The sequence below is a fragment of the Faecalimicrobium sp. JNUCC 81 genome, from assembly GCF_053667625.1.
Map to the genome: position 1 here is coordinate 391,146 of NZ_CM132203.1, position 17,832 is coordinate 408,977.

General features: G+C 29.1%; 15 protein-coding genes and 2 other annotated features. Of the genes, 14 read left to right on the plus strand and 1 reads right to left on the minus strand.

The features are described 5' to 3' along the window. Positions 1-93: 93 nt before the first annotated feature. From ytxC to thrS, 3 genes are all read left to right on the plus strand, one after another. Positions 94-894, plus strand: coding sequence for a sporulation protein YtxC (ytxC, locus tag JNUCC81_RS02035; RefSeq protein WP_454095095.1), 801 nt, complete (start codon positions 94-96; stop codon positions 892-894). 174 nt (positions 895-1,068) lie between these two features. Next, on the plus strand, positions 1,069-1,671 hold the full coding sequence (locus tag JNUCC81_RS02040) for a DUF445 domain-containing protein (protein WP_454095096.1): 603 nt from the start codon (positions 1,069-1,071) through the stop codon (positions 1,669-1,671). 53 nt (positions 1,672-1,724) lie between these two features. Next, positions 1,725-1,952: a binding site (T-box leader), on the plus strand. 58 nt (positions 1,953-2,010) lie between these two features. Continuing rightward, positions 2,011-3,930, plus strand: coding sequence for a threonine--tRNA ligase (gene thrS, locus JNUCC81_RS02045; RefSeq protein WP_454095097.1), 1,920 nt, complete (start codon positions 2,011-2,013; stop codon positions 3,928-3,930). A 42-nt stretch (positions 3,931-3,972) separates the two neighbouring features. Here thrS and JNUCC81_RS02050 read toward each other — a convergent pair whose 3' ends face one another. Beyond that, positions 3,973-5,373 (minus strand): ATP-dependent metallopeptidase FtsH/Yme1/Tma family protein, encoded by a 1,401-nt coding sequence (locus JNUCC81_RS02050; protein WP_208334730.1) that lies wholly within the window; start codon positions 5,371-5,373, stop codon positions 3,973-3,975. 503 nt (positions 5,374-5,876) lie between these two features. On the opposite strand from JNUCC81_RS02050, the gene infC reads away from it, so the two are divergent. From infC to JNUCC81_RS02105, 11 genes are all read left to right on the plus strand, one after another. Next, on the plus strand, positions 5,877-6,356 hold the full coding sequence (infC, locus tag JNUCC81_RS02055) for a translation initiation factor IF-3 (protein ID WP_454096363.1): 480 nt from the start codon (positions 5,877-5,879) through the stop codon (positions 6,354-6,356). A gap of 27 nt (positions 6,357-6,383) precedes the next feature. Continuing rightward, the gene (gene rpmI, locus JNUCC81_RS02060) at positions 6,384-6,578 is read left to right on the plus strand and encodes a 50S ribosomal protein L35 (RefSeq protein WP_042277016.1); all 195 of its coding nucleotides are present in this window, start codon (positions 6,384-6,386) and stop codon (positions 6,576-6,578) included. Between the two features lie 54 nt (positions 6,579-6,632). After that, the gene (gene rplT, locus JNUCC81_RS02065) at positions 6,633-6,989 is read left to right on the plus strand and encodes a 50S ribosomal protein L20 (RefSeq protein ID WP_042277013.1); all 357 of its coding nucleotides are present in this window, start codon (positions 6,633-6,635) and stop codon (positions 6,987-6,989) included. Positions 6,990-7,308: 319 nt separating this feature from the next. Next, positions 7,309-8,643, plus strand: a complete 1,335-nt coding sequence (locus JNUCC81_RS02070) for a TrkH family potassium uptake protein (RefSeq protein WP_454095098.1) — start codon at positions 7,309-7,311, stop codon at positions 8,641-8,643. 43 nt (positions 8,644-8,686) lie between these two features. Then, positions 8,687-9,358, plus strand: a complete 672-nt coding sequence (locus JNUCC81_RS02075; RefSeq protein ID WP_208334731.1) for a potassium channel family protein — start codon at positions 8,687-8,689, stop codon at positions 9,356-9,358. Positions 9,359-9,360: 2 nt separating this feature from the next. Beyond that, entirely contained in the window at positions 9,361-10,158 is a 798-nt protein-coding gene (locus JNUCC81_RS02080) for a TrmH family RNA methyltransferase (protein ID WP_454095099.1), read from the plus strand. A 52-nt stretch (positions 10,159-10,210) separates the two neighbouring features. Next, positions 10,211-10,440 (plus strand) — a binding site (T-box leader). Between the two features lie 135 nt (positions 10,441-10,575). Beyond that, complete coding sequence (gene pheS / locus JNUCC81_RS02085; RefSeq protein WP_454095100.1) at positions 10,576-11,595, plus strand: phenylalanine--tRNA ligase subunit alpha; 1,020 nt, start codon at positions 10,576-10,578, stop codon at positions 11,593-11,595. A gap of 16 nt (positions 11,596-11,611) precedes the next feature. Then, a complete protein-coding gene (gene pheT, locus JNUCC81_RS02090; RefSeq protein WP_454095101.1) occupies positions 11,612-14,002 on the plus strand; it encodes a phenylalanine--tRNA ligase subunit beta in 2,391 nt (796 codons plus the stop codon). Between the two features lie 22 nt (positions 14,003-14,024). Next, the gene (gene zapA / locus JNUCC81_RS02095; RefSeq protein ID WP_454095102.1) at positions 14,025-14,624 is read left to right on the plus strand and encodes a cell division protein ZapA; all 600 of its coding nucleotides are present in this window, start codon (positions 14,025-14,027) and stop codon (positions 14,622-14,624) included. A gap of 104 nt (positions 14,625-14,728) precedes the next feature. Continuing rightward, entirely contained in the window at positions 14,729-17,140 is a 2,412-nt protein-coding gene (locus JNUCC81_RS02100) for a DUF3656 domain-containing U32 family peptidase (protein WP_454095103.1), read from the plus strand. Positions 17,141-17,180: 40 nt separating this feature from the next. Next, entirely contained in the window at positions 17,181-17,750 is a 570-nt protein-coding gene (locus JNUCC81_RS02105) for an HD domain-containing protein (protein ID WP_454095104.1), read from the plus strand. The last annotated feature ends 82 nt before the right edge of the window (positions 17,751-17,832 follow it).

Sequence of the window (17,832 nt, forward strand, 5' to 3'; positions counted from 1 at the left end):
AATATAGAAATAATAAAATCTATAGGATATAACAAGTTTAAAATATATCTATACATCCATGGTTCCTCTTATAATGAGAAAGGAGCGATAGTTTTGACAGAAAAAGATATACATTTAAGTTTACCTAAAGAAGATCAAATATCTGTAATGAAATTTTTAAATAATAATAATTTTGAAAAGGAATTAAGATATGACGGTGAGCTTATAGAAATATTACTGAGAATAGACAATAAAGGTATCAAGGATAACAAAGAAATAGCTGAAGAAATAACAAATCTAATAATAGATGTAATTAAGGATAATATACTAAAAGAATATATATATAAGCAATATAGTGAAATATATACTGATGATAAAGATGGTATTTATTTAAAGTCTATAGAATTATTTAATCAAAAAGAGATGATTATCAAAAATTCTATAAATACAAAGGTTTATAACTACATATTAAGCAACAACTATATAAACATAGATGGATTTGTAAAATTTAGAATGAAAGAATTTACTAAATACCTATCAGCTATAGGGGATGCAGCACTAGAGGAATATCTTATAAAAAAGGATCAAGATGAATTTATAAATGTACTAAAATATTTTATAGATATCCAAGAGGAAAAAATGGATTTACTTAGAGTACATATTATGAATGATAATTCCTTTATTCTATATGATAAACATGGAAATAAAATAGATAGTATTGATGACGAAGAAATTATAAATATGGCAATAAAAGAAAACTTAAACTATGAAGATTTTCTTATAAGTACACTATTAACGTTATGTCCTAAAAAAATAGAAATCTTAGATATATTAAATAATAACTCGTCAAAAGAAATAATAAACACTATATCATCTATTTTTGACAATAGAGTAAGCGTAATTTATCAAAATTAAAATTTAAGGGAATTTTGTGTAACAAATAGGTCTAATTATCATAGGTTATTATATACAAGAAATTCAATTTATTGTTTGTTAACTTAAAAAACTACTTTTTTAATTATTAAGTAAGATTTATAATAGTATATAACTTAAAAACTTACTAATAAGATAGACTAAGGAGAACTTACAATGAACAATATTTTGAAAATACTAGTATTAGCAAGTATTGGTGGACTAATTGGATATATAACTAACATAATAGCTATAAAACTGATATTTAGGCCAATAAAACCTATTAAAATACCTTTAATAAATAAAGAAATAATAGGGTTGATTCCAAAAAGAAAAGCAGAGATAGCAGCTAACATAGGAATGGTAATAGAAGAAGAATTTCTTTCTTTAGAAGATATTTTAGATAATATTATTACAGAAGAAGATAAACAAAATGTTGTAGAATATATAAAAATTAAAGTTAAGCTTATAATAAATGAGAAAATGTCTCTAGCTCCAAGCTCTATAAAAAATCTTATCCAAGGATATATTGTAGATATTGTAGAGGTAGAAATAAAAAATAGTATTGATGATTTAAGCAAAGATTTAATAATTAAAGCAAATGAGCGTATAAATATTCAAAAAATGGTAGAAAATAAAATTACAGAATTAGATTTATATGAATTGGAAGATATAATACTTAAAATTGCTCAGAAAGAGTTAAAGCATATAGAGGTATTAGGATTAGTACTAGGATTCTTGATAGGAATCATACAAGGAATTATAATTATATTTATCTAATTATTATTCTTGCTACAGATATAACTATCTGATATAATGATACTAAATTAAAAATAAGTGCTATGAAAAGGAAGAGTAAAACAGAAACAATTTTCAGAGATAATGGGTCACCGGCTGAAAGCCCGTTTAAATATGACTATTTGAAAACTACCTTGGAGCAGAATTTATTAGCATATTTTATATATGTGAAAGTATTCGGTTGACTACCTTATAGTCATCAAGAGGGTCCTACATTTGTAGACCAACTTGGGTGGAACCGCGAATTAATACTCGTCCCAAAATATATTTTGGGACGAGTTTTTTATTTTATAAAAAAAATTAAATTGAGGAGGAAAAGCAATGATAAAAGTTACTTTAAAAGATGGATCAGTAAGAGAATTTGAAAATGAAGTTTCTGTTATGGATATAGCGAAGTCTATAAGTGAAGGTTTAGCTAGAGCTATAGTTGCAGCATCAGTAAATGGTAAAGTGGTAGGATTAAATCACATAGTTAAAGAAGATTGTGAATTAAACTTATTTAAATTTGATGATGTAGAAGGGAAAGATGTATTTAGACATACATCAGCTCATATACTAGCACAAGCTATAAAGAGATTATACCCAGATGCTAAATTTGCTATAGGGCCAACTGTAGAAAATGGATTCTACTACGATATAGACCTAGAGCATAGATTAACAAATGAAGATTTAGAAAAATTAGAAAAAGAAATGAAGAAGATAGCTAAAGAAGATATAGCTGTTGAAAGATACGAATTACCAAGAGAAGAAGCTTTAGCTTGGGCTAAGGAAAATGAGGAAATATACAAAGTTGAACTTATAGAAGAATTACCAGAAGGAGAAATAATATCTTTCTATAAGCAAGGGGATTTCACAGATTTATGCAGGGGACCACATTTACCTTCAACTAAAAAAGTTAAGGCAGTTAAGTTATTAAGTGTAGCAGGTGCTTACTGGCGTGGAGACGAAAAGAACAAAATGCTTCAAAGAATATATGGTATAACTTTTGAAAAGAACAAAGATTTAGAAGAATACCTACACATGCTTGAAGAAGCTAAAAAGAGAGACCATAGAAAGTTAGGTAAAGAATTAGATTTATTCTTTATACCAGAAGAAGGGCCAGGATTCCCATTATTCTTACCAAAAGGTATGGAACTGAAAAATGAATTATTAAAATTCTGGAGAGAAATCCACAGAGAAGATGGGTATAGTGAAATCGAAACTCCAATAATATTAAATAGAAAGTTATGGGAAACTTCAGGACATTGGTATCACTACAAAGAGAATATGTACACAGTTCAAATAGATGAACAAGACTTTGCTATAAAGCCAATGAACTGCCCAGGTTCAATGTTATTCTACAACTTTAAACCACATTCATATAGAGATTTCCCTATGAAAATAGCTGAGTTAGGTAGAGTTCATAGACATGAATTATCTGGTGCACTACATGGACTTATGAGAGTTAGAGCTTTTACTCAAGATGATGCACATATATTCATGTTACCAGAACAAATTAAAGACCAAATAAAAGGTGTTGTAAAATTAATAGATACTGTATATAAAACTTTCGGATTTGAATATCACTTAGAATTATCAACTAGACCAGAAGATTCAATGGGATCTGATGAAGAGTGGGAAGCAGCTGAAAATGGTTTAAGAGAAGCTTTAGAAGAACTTAATTTACCATACAAGTTAAATGAAGGTGATGGAGCATTCTACGGACCTAAAATAGATTTCCACTTAAGAGACTGCTTAGGTAGAACTTGGCAATGTGGTACTATTCAATTAGATATGCAATTACCTCAAAGATTTGATATCACTTATATAGGTCAAGATGGTGAAAAGCATAGACCAGTAATGATACACAGAGTTGCATTCGGTAGTATAGAAAGATTCATAGGAATATTAATAGAACATTATGCTGGTAAATTCCCAGTATGGTTAGCTCCAACTCAAGTTAGAATACTTCCTATATCTGATAAATACAATGATTATGCTAATGAAGTTAAAAAAGCTTTATTTGCTAAAGGTATAAGAGTTGAAATAGATGATAGAGCAGAAAAGACTGGATTTAAAATAAGAGAAGCACAACTTCAAAAAATACCATATATGGTAATAGTAGGAGAAAAAGAAGCTGCTGATAAGACTATATCTGTAAGAAGTAGAGATAAAGGTGAAATAGGAAGTCTTGACTTAAATGAATTCATGGCTACTGTTTTACAAGAAGTTGAAGAAAGAACTAATGTAATACAAGCATAATATTAAATAAAAAAAACCTTAGATATAAATCTAAGGTTTTTTTTAACACATTTCTTTTCTTATTAAAGATTTTAATTCATCATGAGTCATAGTTTCTTTTTCGAATAAATGTTTTGAAACTATATGCAAGTCATTTATGTTATCTCTTAATAATTCTAACGTTTCATCATAACATTTTTGAACTATATCATTAGCTTCTTTTTGTATTTGACCTGATAAGAAAGTTTTATCGTTTCCATCAATAGTCATAAAGCCTAATTTACTCATTCCATATTCACAAACCATTTGATGAGCTATATCAGTAACTTTCTTTAAGTCGTCTTTAGCGCCAGTTGATTTGTGGTTAAATATTAATTCTTCAGATGCTTTACCAGCAAGTAAAATCTTCATTTTCCCTGTTAACTCTTCTGTAGTGTAAATATATCTATCCTCATCAGGAAGTTGAAGAACATACCCTAAAGCTTGACCTCTAGGAATTATAGATATTTTTTGTATAGGACAAAGACCTACTAAATCACTGACAAGGGCATGACCAGCTTCATGATAAGAAACTATTTCTTTTTCCTTTTCTATCAATTTAGAATTTTTAGATTCAAGCCCTGCAATAACTCTTTCTATTGCCTTATCAAAATGGATAGAAGTAATAACATTACTACTTTCTCTAACTGCAAATATGGCAGCTTCATTAGCTATATTTGAAAGATGAGCTCCATTAAATCCATGAGTCTTTTTAGCTAAAAGTTCAAGGTCAACACTAGGGTCTAGTGGTTTATTATTTGTGTGAACTTTCAATATTTCAAATCTAGTATTATAATTAGGCGAACCAATGTGTATATGTCTGTCAAATCTTCCAGGTCTAAGTAATGCTTCATCAAGTAAATCAAGTCTGTTTGTTGCACCTATTATTATTACATTTGAGTCTTTTACGAAACCATCCATTTCTACTAATAGTTGGTTTAAAGTTTGGTCTTTTTCATTATTACTTTCTAAATGTCTTTTTGCTCCTATAGCATCAACTTCGTCTATAAATATTATACTTGGAGCTTCTTTTCTAGCTTTTTCAAATAATGTTCTAACACGCTTTGCTCCTACACCAACGTATTTCTCAACGAATTCGGATCCAGTAACATTAAAGAAAGAGGCATTAGTTTCTCCAGCAACCGCTGATGCAAGAAGAGTTTTTCCTGTACCAGGAGGACCATAAAAAAGAACCCCTTTAGGAATTTTTGCTCCCATTTTCTTGTACTTATCTGGAGATTTCATAAAGTCAACTATCTCAAAAAGCTCTTCTTTTATTTCTTCTAAACCTGCAACATCACAAAATGTAGTTTTAGGTTTAGTGGAATTAGAATCATCTTGTGGATTTTCTTTTTCCATTTTAGTCTGAGCAAATACAGGTACTGGTTTATTAACTTTTTTAAAAAAATTGTCCAACATTTTCATAGCCATACACCTCAATAATAAAATTGTTAATTTATTTTATATTTTCCAAAGTTACTAATATTTATTATTAATTATTATTAAAATTTTTATAAATAATTTACACTATGTAACATTATAGAGTATAACCAGAATTTAGATAAATAATTACATATAGTTAAATTTTGAAAATATATATAAGAATATATTAATGAATAAAAAATCAAAGTAATTAAACTGAGAAAAATGTAAAAAAATCTAAAAAAAAAATAAAAATATACTTGCATTTAATACAAGAAAGTGATATATTAAATAGAGTAATAATTAAAAACGAAGAAGAAGTCCGCTTCTCACCTTACGATGTAAGTTGTTGGGTAAATATAAGTTGAGTTTTTATACATTTAGTATAAAACTTGTTTTAATGTGTTAACTTATATAGCGGATGATTTATATCATTCGCTTTTTATTTTATATAAAAAACTTGGAGGTGTACTACTATTAGCAAAGAATTATCAATCAATGAAGAAATAAGAGATAAAGAAGTAAGACTTTTATCTGAAACTGGAGAGCAACTTGGAATAGTATCAATTAAAGAAGCTCAAGCAATGGCTAACAGTAAAAACTTAGACTTAGTACAAATATCACCTAATGCTAATCCATCTGTATGTAAACTTATGGATTATGGTAAATATAAATATGAACAATCTAGAAAAGAAAAAGAAGCTAGAAAAAATCAAAAGACTATAACTGTAAAAGAAGTAAGACTTAGACCAGGTATAGAAGAAAATGATTTAAATACTAAAGCTAACAATGCTATAAAGTTCCTTAAAAAAGGTGACAAAGTTAAGGTAGAGCTTAGATTTAGAGGTAGAGAATTAGGACATAAAGATATTGGAAAAGCAGTAATGCTTAAATTCATAGATATAGTAAAAGAGTTTGGAGAACCAGCTAAGGCCCCTAAATTTGAGGGTAATAACATGGTTGTAATCATAGATCCAAAAAAATAGATGATTAACTGAGAGGAGGAAATTAACATGCCTAAAATGAAAACTCATAGAGGTGCTGCTAAAAGATTCAAGAAAACTGGAAGTGGAAAATTAAAGAGAGCTAAGGCTTTCAGAAGACATATACTAACTAAGAAGGCTGCTAAAACTAAGATGCAATTAAGAAAGTCAGGATTAGTTAGTGAAGGTGATGCTAGAAGAATAGCGCAATTATTACCATACTAAAAAACGGATTAAATATAAAAACATTAAAAGAGGAAAACAAAGGAGGTCATAACGATGGCAAGAGTTAAAAAAGCTATGAACGCTCGTAAGAAACATAAAAAAGTGTTAAAACTTGCAAAAGGATTTAGAGGATCTAGAAGTAAATTATTTAGACCGGCTAATGCATTCGTAATGAAGGCGTTAAAGAACGCATATATAGGAAGAAAGTTAAAGAAGAGAGACTTCAGAAGACTTTGGATACAAAGAATAAATGCTGGAACTAGAGCTCATGGATTATCATACTCAAGATTCATGAACGGATTAAAATTAGCTGGAATAGAAGTTAACAGAAAAATGTTAGCTGAAATGGCTATACATGATGAGCAAGGATTTGCTAAATTAGTAGAAGTTGCTAAATCAAAATTAGCTTAATATAAACGATAAAAAGCTGTAGCTCAAATGAGCTATGGCTTTTTTTAGTTTTATAATATATTTATTACAATAATAAATATTTATACTGTAAAAAGGGTTATTATATAAATATATCTTATAATTTTTAATAAATTATGATATATATTTATATAATAATTTATGCTGTTGTTTTTAAATAAAAATTGGAATATAATAGAGTAATAATTCAAAGCCTTGTATACAAAAAAATGAAAAATAAAATTAATAACTATAATCTATAAAGGAGGACTACGTTAAAGTGAAGGCTATACTCAATAAAATTGCCGCCTATATATATAAAATGCAACCTACTCAAATAATGGTAGCAGGATTTGCATCAATTATATTAATAGGCGGATTATTATTAAATTTACCTATATCATCAAGAAGTGGTGAGAGTATAGGTTTATTAAATGCTTTATTTACAGCTACTTCTGCAGTATGCGTTACGGGATTAATTGCTGTTGATACTGCTACATATTGGAGTGGTTTTGGGCAAGTAGTAATAATAGGACTAATACAGGTTGGCGGTCTTGGATTTATGACTGCAACGACAATGTTTGCTTTACTAATGAAAAAAAGAATAAATTTAAAAGAACGACTTTTAATCCAAGAATCATTAAATCAAATAGATTTATCAGGATTAGTTAAATTGACGAGATATATAATACTTATAACATTCCTTATAGAAGGTATAGGCGCTATATTATTATCAACAGTATTTATACCTCAATTTGGGCTTGCGATAGGTATTTGGTATAGTATATTCCATGCAATATCAGCATTTTGTAATGCTGGATTTGATTTAATGGGATCTGTTAGTGGTCAGTTTTCATCATTAACATCTTATGTTAATAACTTTACAGTTACTATTACGATATCATTACTTATAATACTAGGCGGGTTAGGATTCCCAGTAATTTTAGATATTATAAGAAATAAAAAAATATCTAAATTGAATTTACATTCTAAGATAGTATTAATTACAACATGTATACTTATAGTTTTAGGAATGGTATCTGTATTTTTCTTAGAGTTTAACAACCCAGATACATTAGGAGAATTAGGCTCAGGAGGAAAAGTACTAGCAGCATTTTTCCAATCTGTAACCTTAAGAACTGCAGGATTTAATACAGTAGATTTAACCCTACTTCACCAAGGAAGTATATTTATAATGATTATATTAATGTTTATAGGGGCTGCTCCAGCATCAACGGGAGGTGGTATAAAAATTACTACTCTAGCTACATTAATACTTACAGTAAGAAGTTTCATACGTGGAAAAGCAGATATAGAAGTACTAGGAAGAAGAATATCAGATTCTACAGTAAGAAAATCATTAGGAATATTTTTTATAGGAATATCAGTAGTAGTATCTGGAACATTACTTATATCTATAACTGATCCACAATTTAGTTTAGTTGAAGCTGGATTTGAGGTTGTATCAGCATTTGCAACAGTCGGATTAAGTATAGGTGGAAGTCCAAGTTTAAGTGGGATAGGAAAGATTTTAATAATGTTATTTATGTTTATGGGAAGAGTCGGGTCTTTAACTATATTCATGGCGATAATCTCAAGAGGAACAAGAAAGAGTCCTCCAATAAGATATCCAGAAGGAAAAATAATAGTAGGTTAAAATATATTAATATAATTAATTTTGTACTGAGAGGAAGAATATTATGAAACAATATATAGTTATTGGTTGTGGAAGATTTGGTGCTTCGGTTGCTACAACTATGCACTTATTAGGTCATCAAGTTATGGCTATAGATAAAGGTGAAGAAGTAATTCAAAACATAGCAGATAAAGTTACTCATGCAGCTATAGTAGATGTTACAGATGAGCAATCATTAAGATCATTAGGACTTGGAAACTTTGATGTGGCAATAATTGCAATAGGGTCAGATATAAGAGCATCTATAATGGCTACTCTTATAGCTAAAGAAATGGGTGTATCTCAAATAGTATGTAAAGCTAAAGATGAATTACAAGCTAAAGTTTTATATAAAATAGGTGCAGATAGAGTGGTATTCCCAGAAAGAGATATGGGAGTAAGAGTTGCACATAATCTAGTATCCGATAATATATTAGATCATATAGAATTAGATCCAGAATACTCAATAGTTGAAATTGTTACACCAACTAGCTGGGTAGGAAAAACTTTAATAGAGTTAGAATTAAGAGCTAGATATGAAATAACTGTACTTGCTATAAAGTGTGGGAAAAACATAAATGTTACACCTTCACCAGATGAGGAACTTAGATTAGGTAGTATATTAGTTGTAATAGGTCAAAATAATAAAATAAGTAGCATAGCATCAGAAAATAATGATTTAATTAGGAGAAAATAGCCATGGCTATAATGATAACAGCAAAAGATAATGATAAAGTTAAATACACTAAATCATTATTAAAGTCAAAAAATAGAAATAAAGAATATAAATTTATAATAGAAGGATATAGAATACTAACTTTAGCAATAGATTGTAGTGCTGATTTAGATTATGTATTTATAAATGAAGATTTTGAAAATAAAGAAGAGCATGTAAAGTTTTTAGATATACTTAAAGATAAAAAGATAAAAACATATAAGACTACAAATAAAATATTCAATGAATTAGTAGATACGGAAAGTACTCAAGGTATACTAGGTGTTGTTAAATTTAAACCTAGGGATATAGAAATGAGTCTAAAGGATGAAAATAGATTTGTATTAATATTAGATAGAATACAAGATCCAGGAAATATGGGAACTATAATAAGAACCGCAGATGCAGCTGGAGTTGATGCTATAATAGCATTAAAAGGTTGTGTAGACATATATAACCCAAAGGTTATAAGATCAACAATGGGATCTATATTTGATATGAATATAATTCATGCAAGTCAGGATGAAGCGGTAAGATTACTTAAACTAAAGAATTTTGATATAGTATCTAGTTATTTAGATACAAATAACTTCTACAATGAGGTAGAATATAATTATAAAGTCGCTTTAGTTATAGGAAATGAAGCTAATGGAATAAATGATGAATTAGTATCGAATTCAGATGTATTGGTTAAAATACCTATATATGGGAAGGCAGAATCATTAAATGCTGCTATAAGTTCAGCGATACTAATGTATGAGATAAAGAAATACTTAGTTTAGGATATTGTAAGCAGTGTAAATTTTATGATATAATTGTATGTAAAAGTATATTTAAAATACAATGAAAGAGAAAAGTATTTTGAATCAACTTAGCTCAGAGATAAGTACCAAGGCTGAAAGTACTTTCTAAGAATTCAAAAGAAGTTCCCTCTGGAGTATTAAAGCTGAAATTTAAAGTAGGCTTTAACGTTAAAACGCGTTAAGTTTATTAGAGGTGGTTTATTAATTTATTTAATAAACTACTAGGGTGGTACCGCGAAATTATAGTCTTTCGTCCCTAGATAGGGATGAAGGGCTTTTTTTAATACAAGAAATTATTTATAATTTCTAACTGCTAAGCTTAAGCAACGGACGTAGTCGTTGGCGATATGAGCGAAGCGAATTTTAATACAAAAAAGACGTGAAAGGGTGATAATAGTGCAAGAAAAATTACTTAATTTGCAAGAAGTAGCTTTAAATGATATTAAAGATGCTGCTAGTATAGAACAAGTTGAAAGCTTAAGAGTTAAGTACTTAGGTAAAAAAGGTGAAATAACTGCTATCCTTAAAGAGATGGGTAAGTTATCAGCAGAAGAAAGACCAGTTATAGGTCAAGTTGCTAATAAGGTAAGAGAATCAATAGAAGGAAGTATATCTTCTAAAAAAGAAGAATTAAAAGCTATAGAACAACAAAAGAAATTAGCTGAAGAAGTTATCGACGTTACTATGCCAGCGAAAGAAGTTTTAGTAGGAAAGAAACATCCAATAACTCAAATAATAGATGAGGTAAGTGAAATATTTATGGGAATGGGATTCTCAATAGCAGAAGGTCCAGAAGTTGAAACTGTTGCAAACAACTTTGATGCATTAAATGCGCCGAAAGACCATCCATCAAGAGATATGAGTGATACATTCTATATAAATAGTGAATTATTACTTAGAACTCAAACATCTCCAGTTCAAGTTAGAACTATGAAAAACCAAGAGTTACCTATAAAGATAGTATCTCCAGGGAGATGTTTTAGATTTGACTCTCCAGATGCTACACACTCACCGATGTTCCATCAAATAGAAGGTCTTGTAGTTGGTAAAGATGTTACAATGGCACAATTAAAAGGAACATTAAATATGTTCGTTAAGAAGTTATTTGGAGAAGAAACAAAAACTAAATTTAGACCACACAACTTCCCGTTTACAGAGCCTAGTGCAGAAGTAGATGTTACATGCTTTAAGTGTGATGGTGCAGGATGCCCTATGTGTAAAGGTGAAGGATGGATAGAAATATTAGGAGCAGGAATGGTACATCCAAACGTACTTAGAAACTGTGGAATAGACCCAGAAGTTTACAGTGGATTTGCATTCGGTATGGGTGTAGATAGAATTACGATGCTTAAGTATGAAATAGACGATATAAGATTATTATTCGAAAATGATATGAGATTTTTAAATCAATTTTAATTAGGAGGGATTTAATATGTTAGTACCTTTAAAATGGCTTAGAGACTACGTTAATATAGATAAAGATACTCAAGAATTTGCTGATATGATGACTATGACAGGGTCAAAAGTTGAGAAAGTAGAATTCTTTGGAAAAGAAACAAATGGTGTTGAGGTATGTAAAATACTTGAAATAGAACAGCACCCAGATGCAGAAAGATTAACAGTTACAAAGGTTGAAGTAGCAAATGGAGAAATTCTTCAAATAGTAACTAATGCTAAAAATATAAAAGTTGGAGATTATGTTCCTGTTGCTAGAATAGGTGCAGTACTTCCTGGAGACTTTAAAATAAAAAAAGGTAAGTTAAGAGGAGTATTATCAGAAGGAATGTTCTGTGGTGCTGAAGAACTAACTATACCATCTCAATATGTTGAAGATCATAAAAAAGACGGGATATATATATTAGATCATCAAGATTCATTTGAGTTAGGAATTGATGTAAGAGAAGCTTTAGGAATAAATGATGCATTAATCGAATTTGAAATAACTTCAAACAGACCTGATTGTAGATCGATAATGGGTATAGCTAGAGAAGCCGCTGTTACATTAGAAACAGAATTAAAGTTACCAGAAATAAAAGTAAATGGCTCTAATGAAGAAATGCAATTTGAAATAGATATTCAAACAGATTTATGTAAGAGATACTGTGGTAAAGTTGTAAAAGATGTTAAAGTAGGTCCTTCTCCATATTGGATGCAAAGAAGACTTATAGAAGCAGAAATGAGACCAATAAACAATATAGTAGATATAACAAACTATGTTATGTTAGAGTTAGGTCAACCACTTCATGCATTTGACTTAGATGATATAAAATACAATAAAATGATAGTTAAACTAGCTGATGAAGATGAAAAATTCACTACATTAGATGGTGTTGAAAGAGTATTAACATCAGATATGTTAGTAATAGGAAACCAAGATAAGACGTTAGACTTAGCTGGTATAATGGGTGGAGAAAACTCAGAAATAAAAAATGAAACAAAATCTATATTCTTAGAGGGAGCTAGTTTTGCTAAAGAAAATATAAGAGCTACGTCTAAGAAATTAGGTCTTAGAACTGAAGCGTCTTCTAGATTCGAAAAAGGTATAGATATTAACCTAACAGAAATGGCTGTAAATAGAGCTTGCCAACTAATAGAAGAATTAGAATGTGGAAGAGTATTAAACGGAATGTTAGACTACTATCCAAAGAAAGAAGAAGTTCAAAAGGTAGTAGTTAACCCTCAAAGAATAAATAAATTATTAGGTGTTAACGTATCAATTGACCAATTCTTAAGTATATTAGAAAGTTTAGAGTTTAAGTGTAACCTAATAAATTCTGATAAATTAGAATTAGAAGTTCCAAGTTTCAGATTGGACATAGTTGAAGATGCAGATATATTAGAAGAAATAGCTAGAATATATGGTTATGAAAATATTCCATCAGCTGATTTAGAAGGAAATGCTACAGCAGGTGTAAAAACTGATAAACAAAAATTTATGGACAATATAAAAAATAATGCTATAGCAACTGGGTTAAGTGAAATATTAACATATTCATTTGTAAGCCCAAGAGGTGTAGATAAAATAAACTTATCTCAAGATGATTCAAAGAGAGATTTTGTTAAGATAATAAATCCATTAGGTGAAGAGACTTCTGTTATGAGAACTACATTAATACCTAATATGTTAGATGTAATATCTACAAATATATCTCACAAAGTAGAATCAGTATCAGCATTTGAATGCGGAAATACATTTACTCCGCAAGATGGTTTACCAGTTGAAACTAAGAAATTATGTGTAGGAATGTATGGTAAAGAAGTAGACTTCTTTAATTTAAAAGGAATTGTAGAAATAATATTAAATAATGTTGGATTAAAAGGTTACGAAATAGAACCAGAAACGACAAATCCTACATTCCATCCTGGAAGATGTGCAAAAGTAGTGTATAATAATATATGTATAGGTACTTTTGGAGAAATACACCCAAATGTAGATGAAAACTACAATCTAGGGCAAAGAGTTTATGTAGCTGAAATAAATACTGATTTAGTATTTGATAATTGTAATGGAACTAAAATATACACTCCATTGCCAAAATATCCATCAACATCTAGAGATATAGCATTAATAGTTAAAGATGAAGTATTTGTAAAACAAATAGAAGATATAATAAAGGCTAATTCAGGTGGATTAGTTGAAAGTTATAAATTATTTGACGTTTACAAAGGGTCTCAAATAGAAGATGGATATAAATCAATAGCATATTCTTTAACATATAGAAGTAGTGAAAAAACTTTAACAGATGAAGATGTAGCAAAAGTACATGATAAGATATTAAGTGAGCTAAGTGAAAAACTAAATGCAAACTTAAGATCAAACTAACTAACTTAAGGGGCGTGTTAGTATGAATAAGGTAATGGTAAAGATTAATGGGGCTGAATATCCGATGGTTGGAGATAAGTCGGAACAACATATGATAGCTGTTGCATCATATGTCGATAAAGAGATGAGTAAGGTTATAAGTGCAAATCCGAAACTAAGTACTGTTGTTTCAGCTATAGTAACAGCAGTAAACATTACAGATATATTATTTGAATGTTCAGAGTCAAACGACGAATTAGCTAAGGAAAATGAAGAATTAAAGAAAAAAGTTGGTTCATCAGACGAAGAACTTAAACTAGAGATTAGAAAACTACATCTAGAATTACAAGGCAAAGAAAAAGAACATGCTAAGTATGAAGAAAAGATAGAAGAATTAAATAAAGTAATAGAATCTCAAAAACAAGAAATTGCTATATTATCAAATAAAACTGAGTCTTCAAAGGAAGAACTAGAGTCTTATAAAACTCAAATAGAAGAGCTAAAAACTTCTATAGATGAATCGAACGAAAGAGCAAAAATTGCAGAAAGTTTAGCATCAGAGTTCCAAAATAAAGCATATAAAGTACAATTAGAAAAAACAGAGCTTGAAAATGAAGTAAAATTCATGAGAGCGAAAAGATAGTAAAATTAAGCCTTCAGGAGTTAACCTGAAGGTTTTAATTTTTATAATTAGGGATATTATAGAGATATAATATTTTTAGTAAAGCGAATTTTAAGGAGGATAATATGAGAGACATAGAATTGTTAGCACCCGTTGGGTCATTTGAAGCTTTAAAGGCAGCAGTACAAAATGGAGCTAATGCTGTATATCTTGGCGGTAAAGATTTTAGTGCAAGGGCATCAGCAAATAATTTTGATAGAAATGAATTGAAAGAAGCTGTTAGATATGCACATATAAGAGGCGTACAAGTTTTTGTAACTGCGAATACTTTAATAAAACAAAATGAAATATATGACTTTGTAGAATATGCAAAGTTTTTATATGATATAGATGTAGATGCAATAATACTTCAAGATATAGGTATGGCAAGGATTATAAAGAAGATGTTGCCAGATTTTGAACTTCATGCAAGTACTCAAATGGTTGCGCACTCACTAGAAGATGTAAAATACCTTGAATCAGTTGGGTTTGATAGAGTAGTTTTAGCAAGAGAAGTAAGCGTAGATGAGATAAAATATATATGTGATAACTGTAAAGCTGATATAGAAGTATTTGTTCATGGAGCATTATGTGTATGTTACTCAGGTCAATGTTTAATGAGTTCGATGATAGGTAATAGATCAGGTAATAGAGGTAGATGTGCACAACCATGTAGACAAAAATATGAGCTTATAGATGTTCATACTGGAGAAGTAATAAATAGTAATGGAGATTATCTGTTAAGCCAAAGAGATTTAAGTACAATAGAAGAAATAGATAAAATAATGGATGCTGGAGTACATTCTTTAAAGATAGAAGGAAGAATGAAAAAACCGGAATATGTAGCGACAGTTATAGGTAGCTATAATGAAGCAATAAAACAATATCAAACTACTAAAAAATTAGAAGTATCAAATGAAACTATAAATGACTTATACGTTATATTCAATAGAAAGTTCACTAAAGGTTTAATATTAGGAGAAGTAGGAGAAGAAGTAATGAACTCTGAAATACCTAATAACCAAGGTCTGTATATAGGAAAAGTTTTAGATTGTAATAAAAAAACTAAGAGATTAAAAATGATACTAGAAAATACTCTTAAAAAGGGTGATGGAATAAACCTAGGCGGTGGAACAATAGGTAGAATTATTAAAAATGGTGAAATAACTACAATAGGTTATAAAGGCGATTTAATAGAACTAGATTTTGTTGGTGAAGCTAAAAGAGGACAAGTAGTATTTAAAACTTCAGATAGTGAATTAATAGATAGAGTACAAGCTACATTTAAACAAGATAAAGAGCTTATAAAAAATGATGTAGATGCTAAAATAATCATAAAATTAGGTGAAAATCCAGTATTAATTCTAAATGATATTAAAGGAAATAGTGCGAAAGTAGTTGGAGATAAGATAGTAGAAAAAGCCATGAAAGTAGCTTTAAGTAAAGAAAAGATAGAAACTCAGTTACAAAAAATGGGTAATACCCCCTATTTACTAAGAAATTTAGAAATAGATTTAGATGATAATATAAGTTTACCAATAAGTATACTAAACCAAATGAGAAGAGATTGTATTGAGGATTTAGACGAAGAAAGAGTTAAGATAAAAAATAGAAGCTATAAGAATAAAGTAGTAAAATATAACCCAACTAAAGTAAGAAGAGATAATAAAGAAAGTTTATCTGTAAAAGTTAAGAACTTAGAACAATTAAAAGAAGCTTTAGAATGTGGTATTGAAACAATTTATTATGAAGATGTAAGAACGTTAGATGAAGCTATAGTAATGTCGCATAAATACAATACTAAACTAGTTTACTCTACACCTAGAATAATAAGATATAAAGAATACTCACAACTAAATAAAGCAAAAGAATCTGGAATAAATTCTGTACAAGTTGGTAGCTGGGGACCAATAGATTATTTTAAAGATAAAGAATTAAATATAGACTATTACTTAAATGCATTTAATAGTGAAACTGTAAATTACTTTAAAGAAGTTGGAGCAAATACATTATGTTTATCTCAAGAGTTAAATATTTATGAGATAAAAGAAACCTTAAAATATACAGACATGGATATTGAAGGAGTTGTATATGGATATACTCCGCTTATGATAACAGAGTATTGTCCAATGGGTGTAGTTGTAAGAGAATGTAAAAAAGATAAGAGAGTTGCTAAATGTAAGGAAAGTACTTATGCTTTAAAAGACTTTAAAGATGAAAAATATAGAGTATCTCAAGATATATTCTGTAGAAGTACTATATATAATTCAAAGGTAACTTGTATGTTAGATAATTTAGAAGAACTAAATGAGATAGGTATAAACATACTTAGATTAGATTTTACATTAGAAGATGGAGAAACGGTTAGAAAAGTAATACAAGCTTATCAAGAAGTATTAAATAATGACTACAAACTTGGTTTAAAAGCTACAAAACTTTATAATGAATTAGATGATAGAGGGGTATGTGCAGGCCATTATTATAGAGGTGTAGAATAACAATAAAATAAAGTATAAAGGTTTAGGAGGGTAAAGGGAAATGAGAGAACAAGCAATAGAAATACTTAACAAATATCTAGATAGTGAACATTTACTTAAACATTCATATGCAGTTGAAGCAGTTATGAGAGAACTAGGAAAAAAGTTAGAGCCAGAAAAAGAAGAAGAGTGGGCAATAGCAGGACTTTTACATGATTTAGATTCAGACATGCTAGATTATAAAAATAATCCTGATGAGTCAAAGTTACATGGTATAAAATCTGTAGAACTTCTTCAAAAAGAAAAGTTTGGAAATGAATACATATATCAAGCTATAAAAGCTCATAACTATGATAATGGAATAGAAAGAATAAGTACTATGGATAAGGCAATATATGCAGCAGATCCTATAACAGGATTTATTACAGCAATAGCACTTATATATCCAGATAAAAAGATATCTAGTGTAAAGGTAAAATCTATAACTAAGCGTATGAAAGAACTAAAATTTGCAGCAGGGGCTTCTAGAGAGGCTATGAGAAGTATTGAAGAAATAGGTATACCGTTTAATGAATTTGCACAAATATCTCTAGAGGCTATGCAGGGTATAAGCGATAAATTAGGCTTATAATTGACTATATATAATAAATATGATAATATTATCGACATAATATTATTTGAATAATGCTCTGGGTATTACTTTTATCCAGAGC

Bases quoted from the DNA above. Each gene is read 5' to 3' on its own strand.
- thrS (WP_454095097.1), top strand. From the start codon at position 2,011: ATGATAAAAGTTACTTTAAAAGATGGATCAGTAAGAGAATTTGAAAAT.
- JNUCC81_RS02050 (WP_208334730.1), bottom strand. From the start codon at position 5,373: ATGAAAATGTTGGACAATTTTTTTAAAAAAGTTAATAAACCAGTACCT.
- JNUCC81_RS02040 (WP_454095096.1), top strand. From the start codon at position 1,069: ATGAACAATATTTTGAAAATACTAGTATTAGCAAGTATTGGTGGACTA.
- JNUCC81_RS02100 (WP_454095103.1), top strand. From the start codon at position 14,729: ATGAGAGACATAGAATTGTTAGCACCCGTTGGGTCATTTGAAGCTTTA.
- zapA (WP_454095102.1), top strand. From the start codon at position 14,025: ATGAATAAGGTAATGGTAAAGATTAATGGGGCTGAATATCCGATGGTT.
- JNUCC81_RS02075 (WP_208334731.1), top strand. From the start codon at position 8,687: ATGAAACAATATATAGTTATTGGTTGTGGAAGATTTGGTGCTTCGGTT.
- rpmI (WP_042277016.1), top strand. From the start codon at position 6,384: ATGCCTAAAATGAAAACTCATAGAGGTGCTGCTAAAAGATTCAAGAAA.
- JNUCC81_RS02080 (WP_454095099.1), top strand. From the start codon at position 9,361: ATGGCTATAATGATAACAGCAAAAGATAATGATAAAGTTAAATACACT.
- JNUCC81_RS02070 (WP_454095098.1), top strand. From the start codon at position 7,309: ATGCAACCTACTCAAATAATGGTAGCAGGATTTGCATCAATTATATTA.
- pheT (WP_454095101.1), top strand. From the start codon at position 11,612: ATGTTAGTACCTTTAAAATGGCTTAGAGACTACGTTAATATAGATAAA.
- JNUCC81_RS02105 (WP_454095104.1), top strand. From the start codon at position 17,181: ATGAGAGAACAAGCAATAGAAATACTTAACAAATATCTAGATAGTGAA.
- rplT (WP_042277013.1), top strand. From the start codon at position 6,633: ATGGCAAGAGTTAAAAAAGCTATGAACGCTCGTAAGAAACATAAAAAA.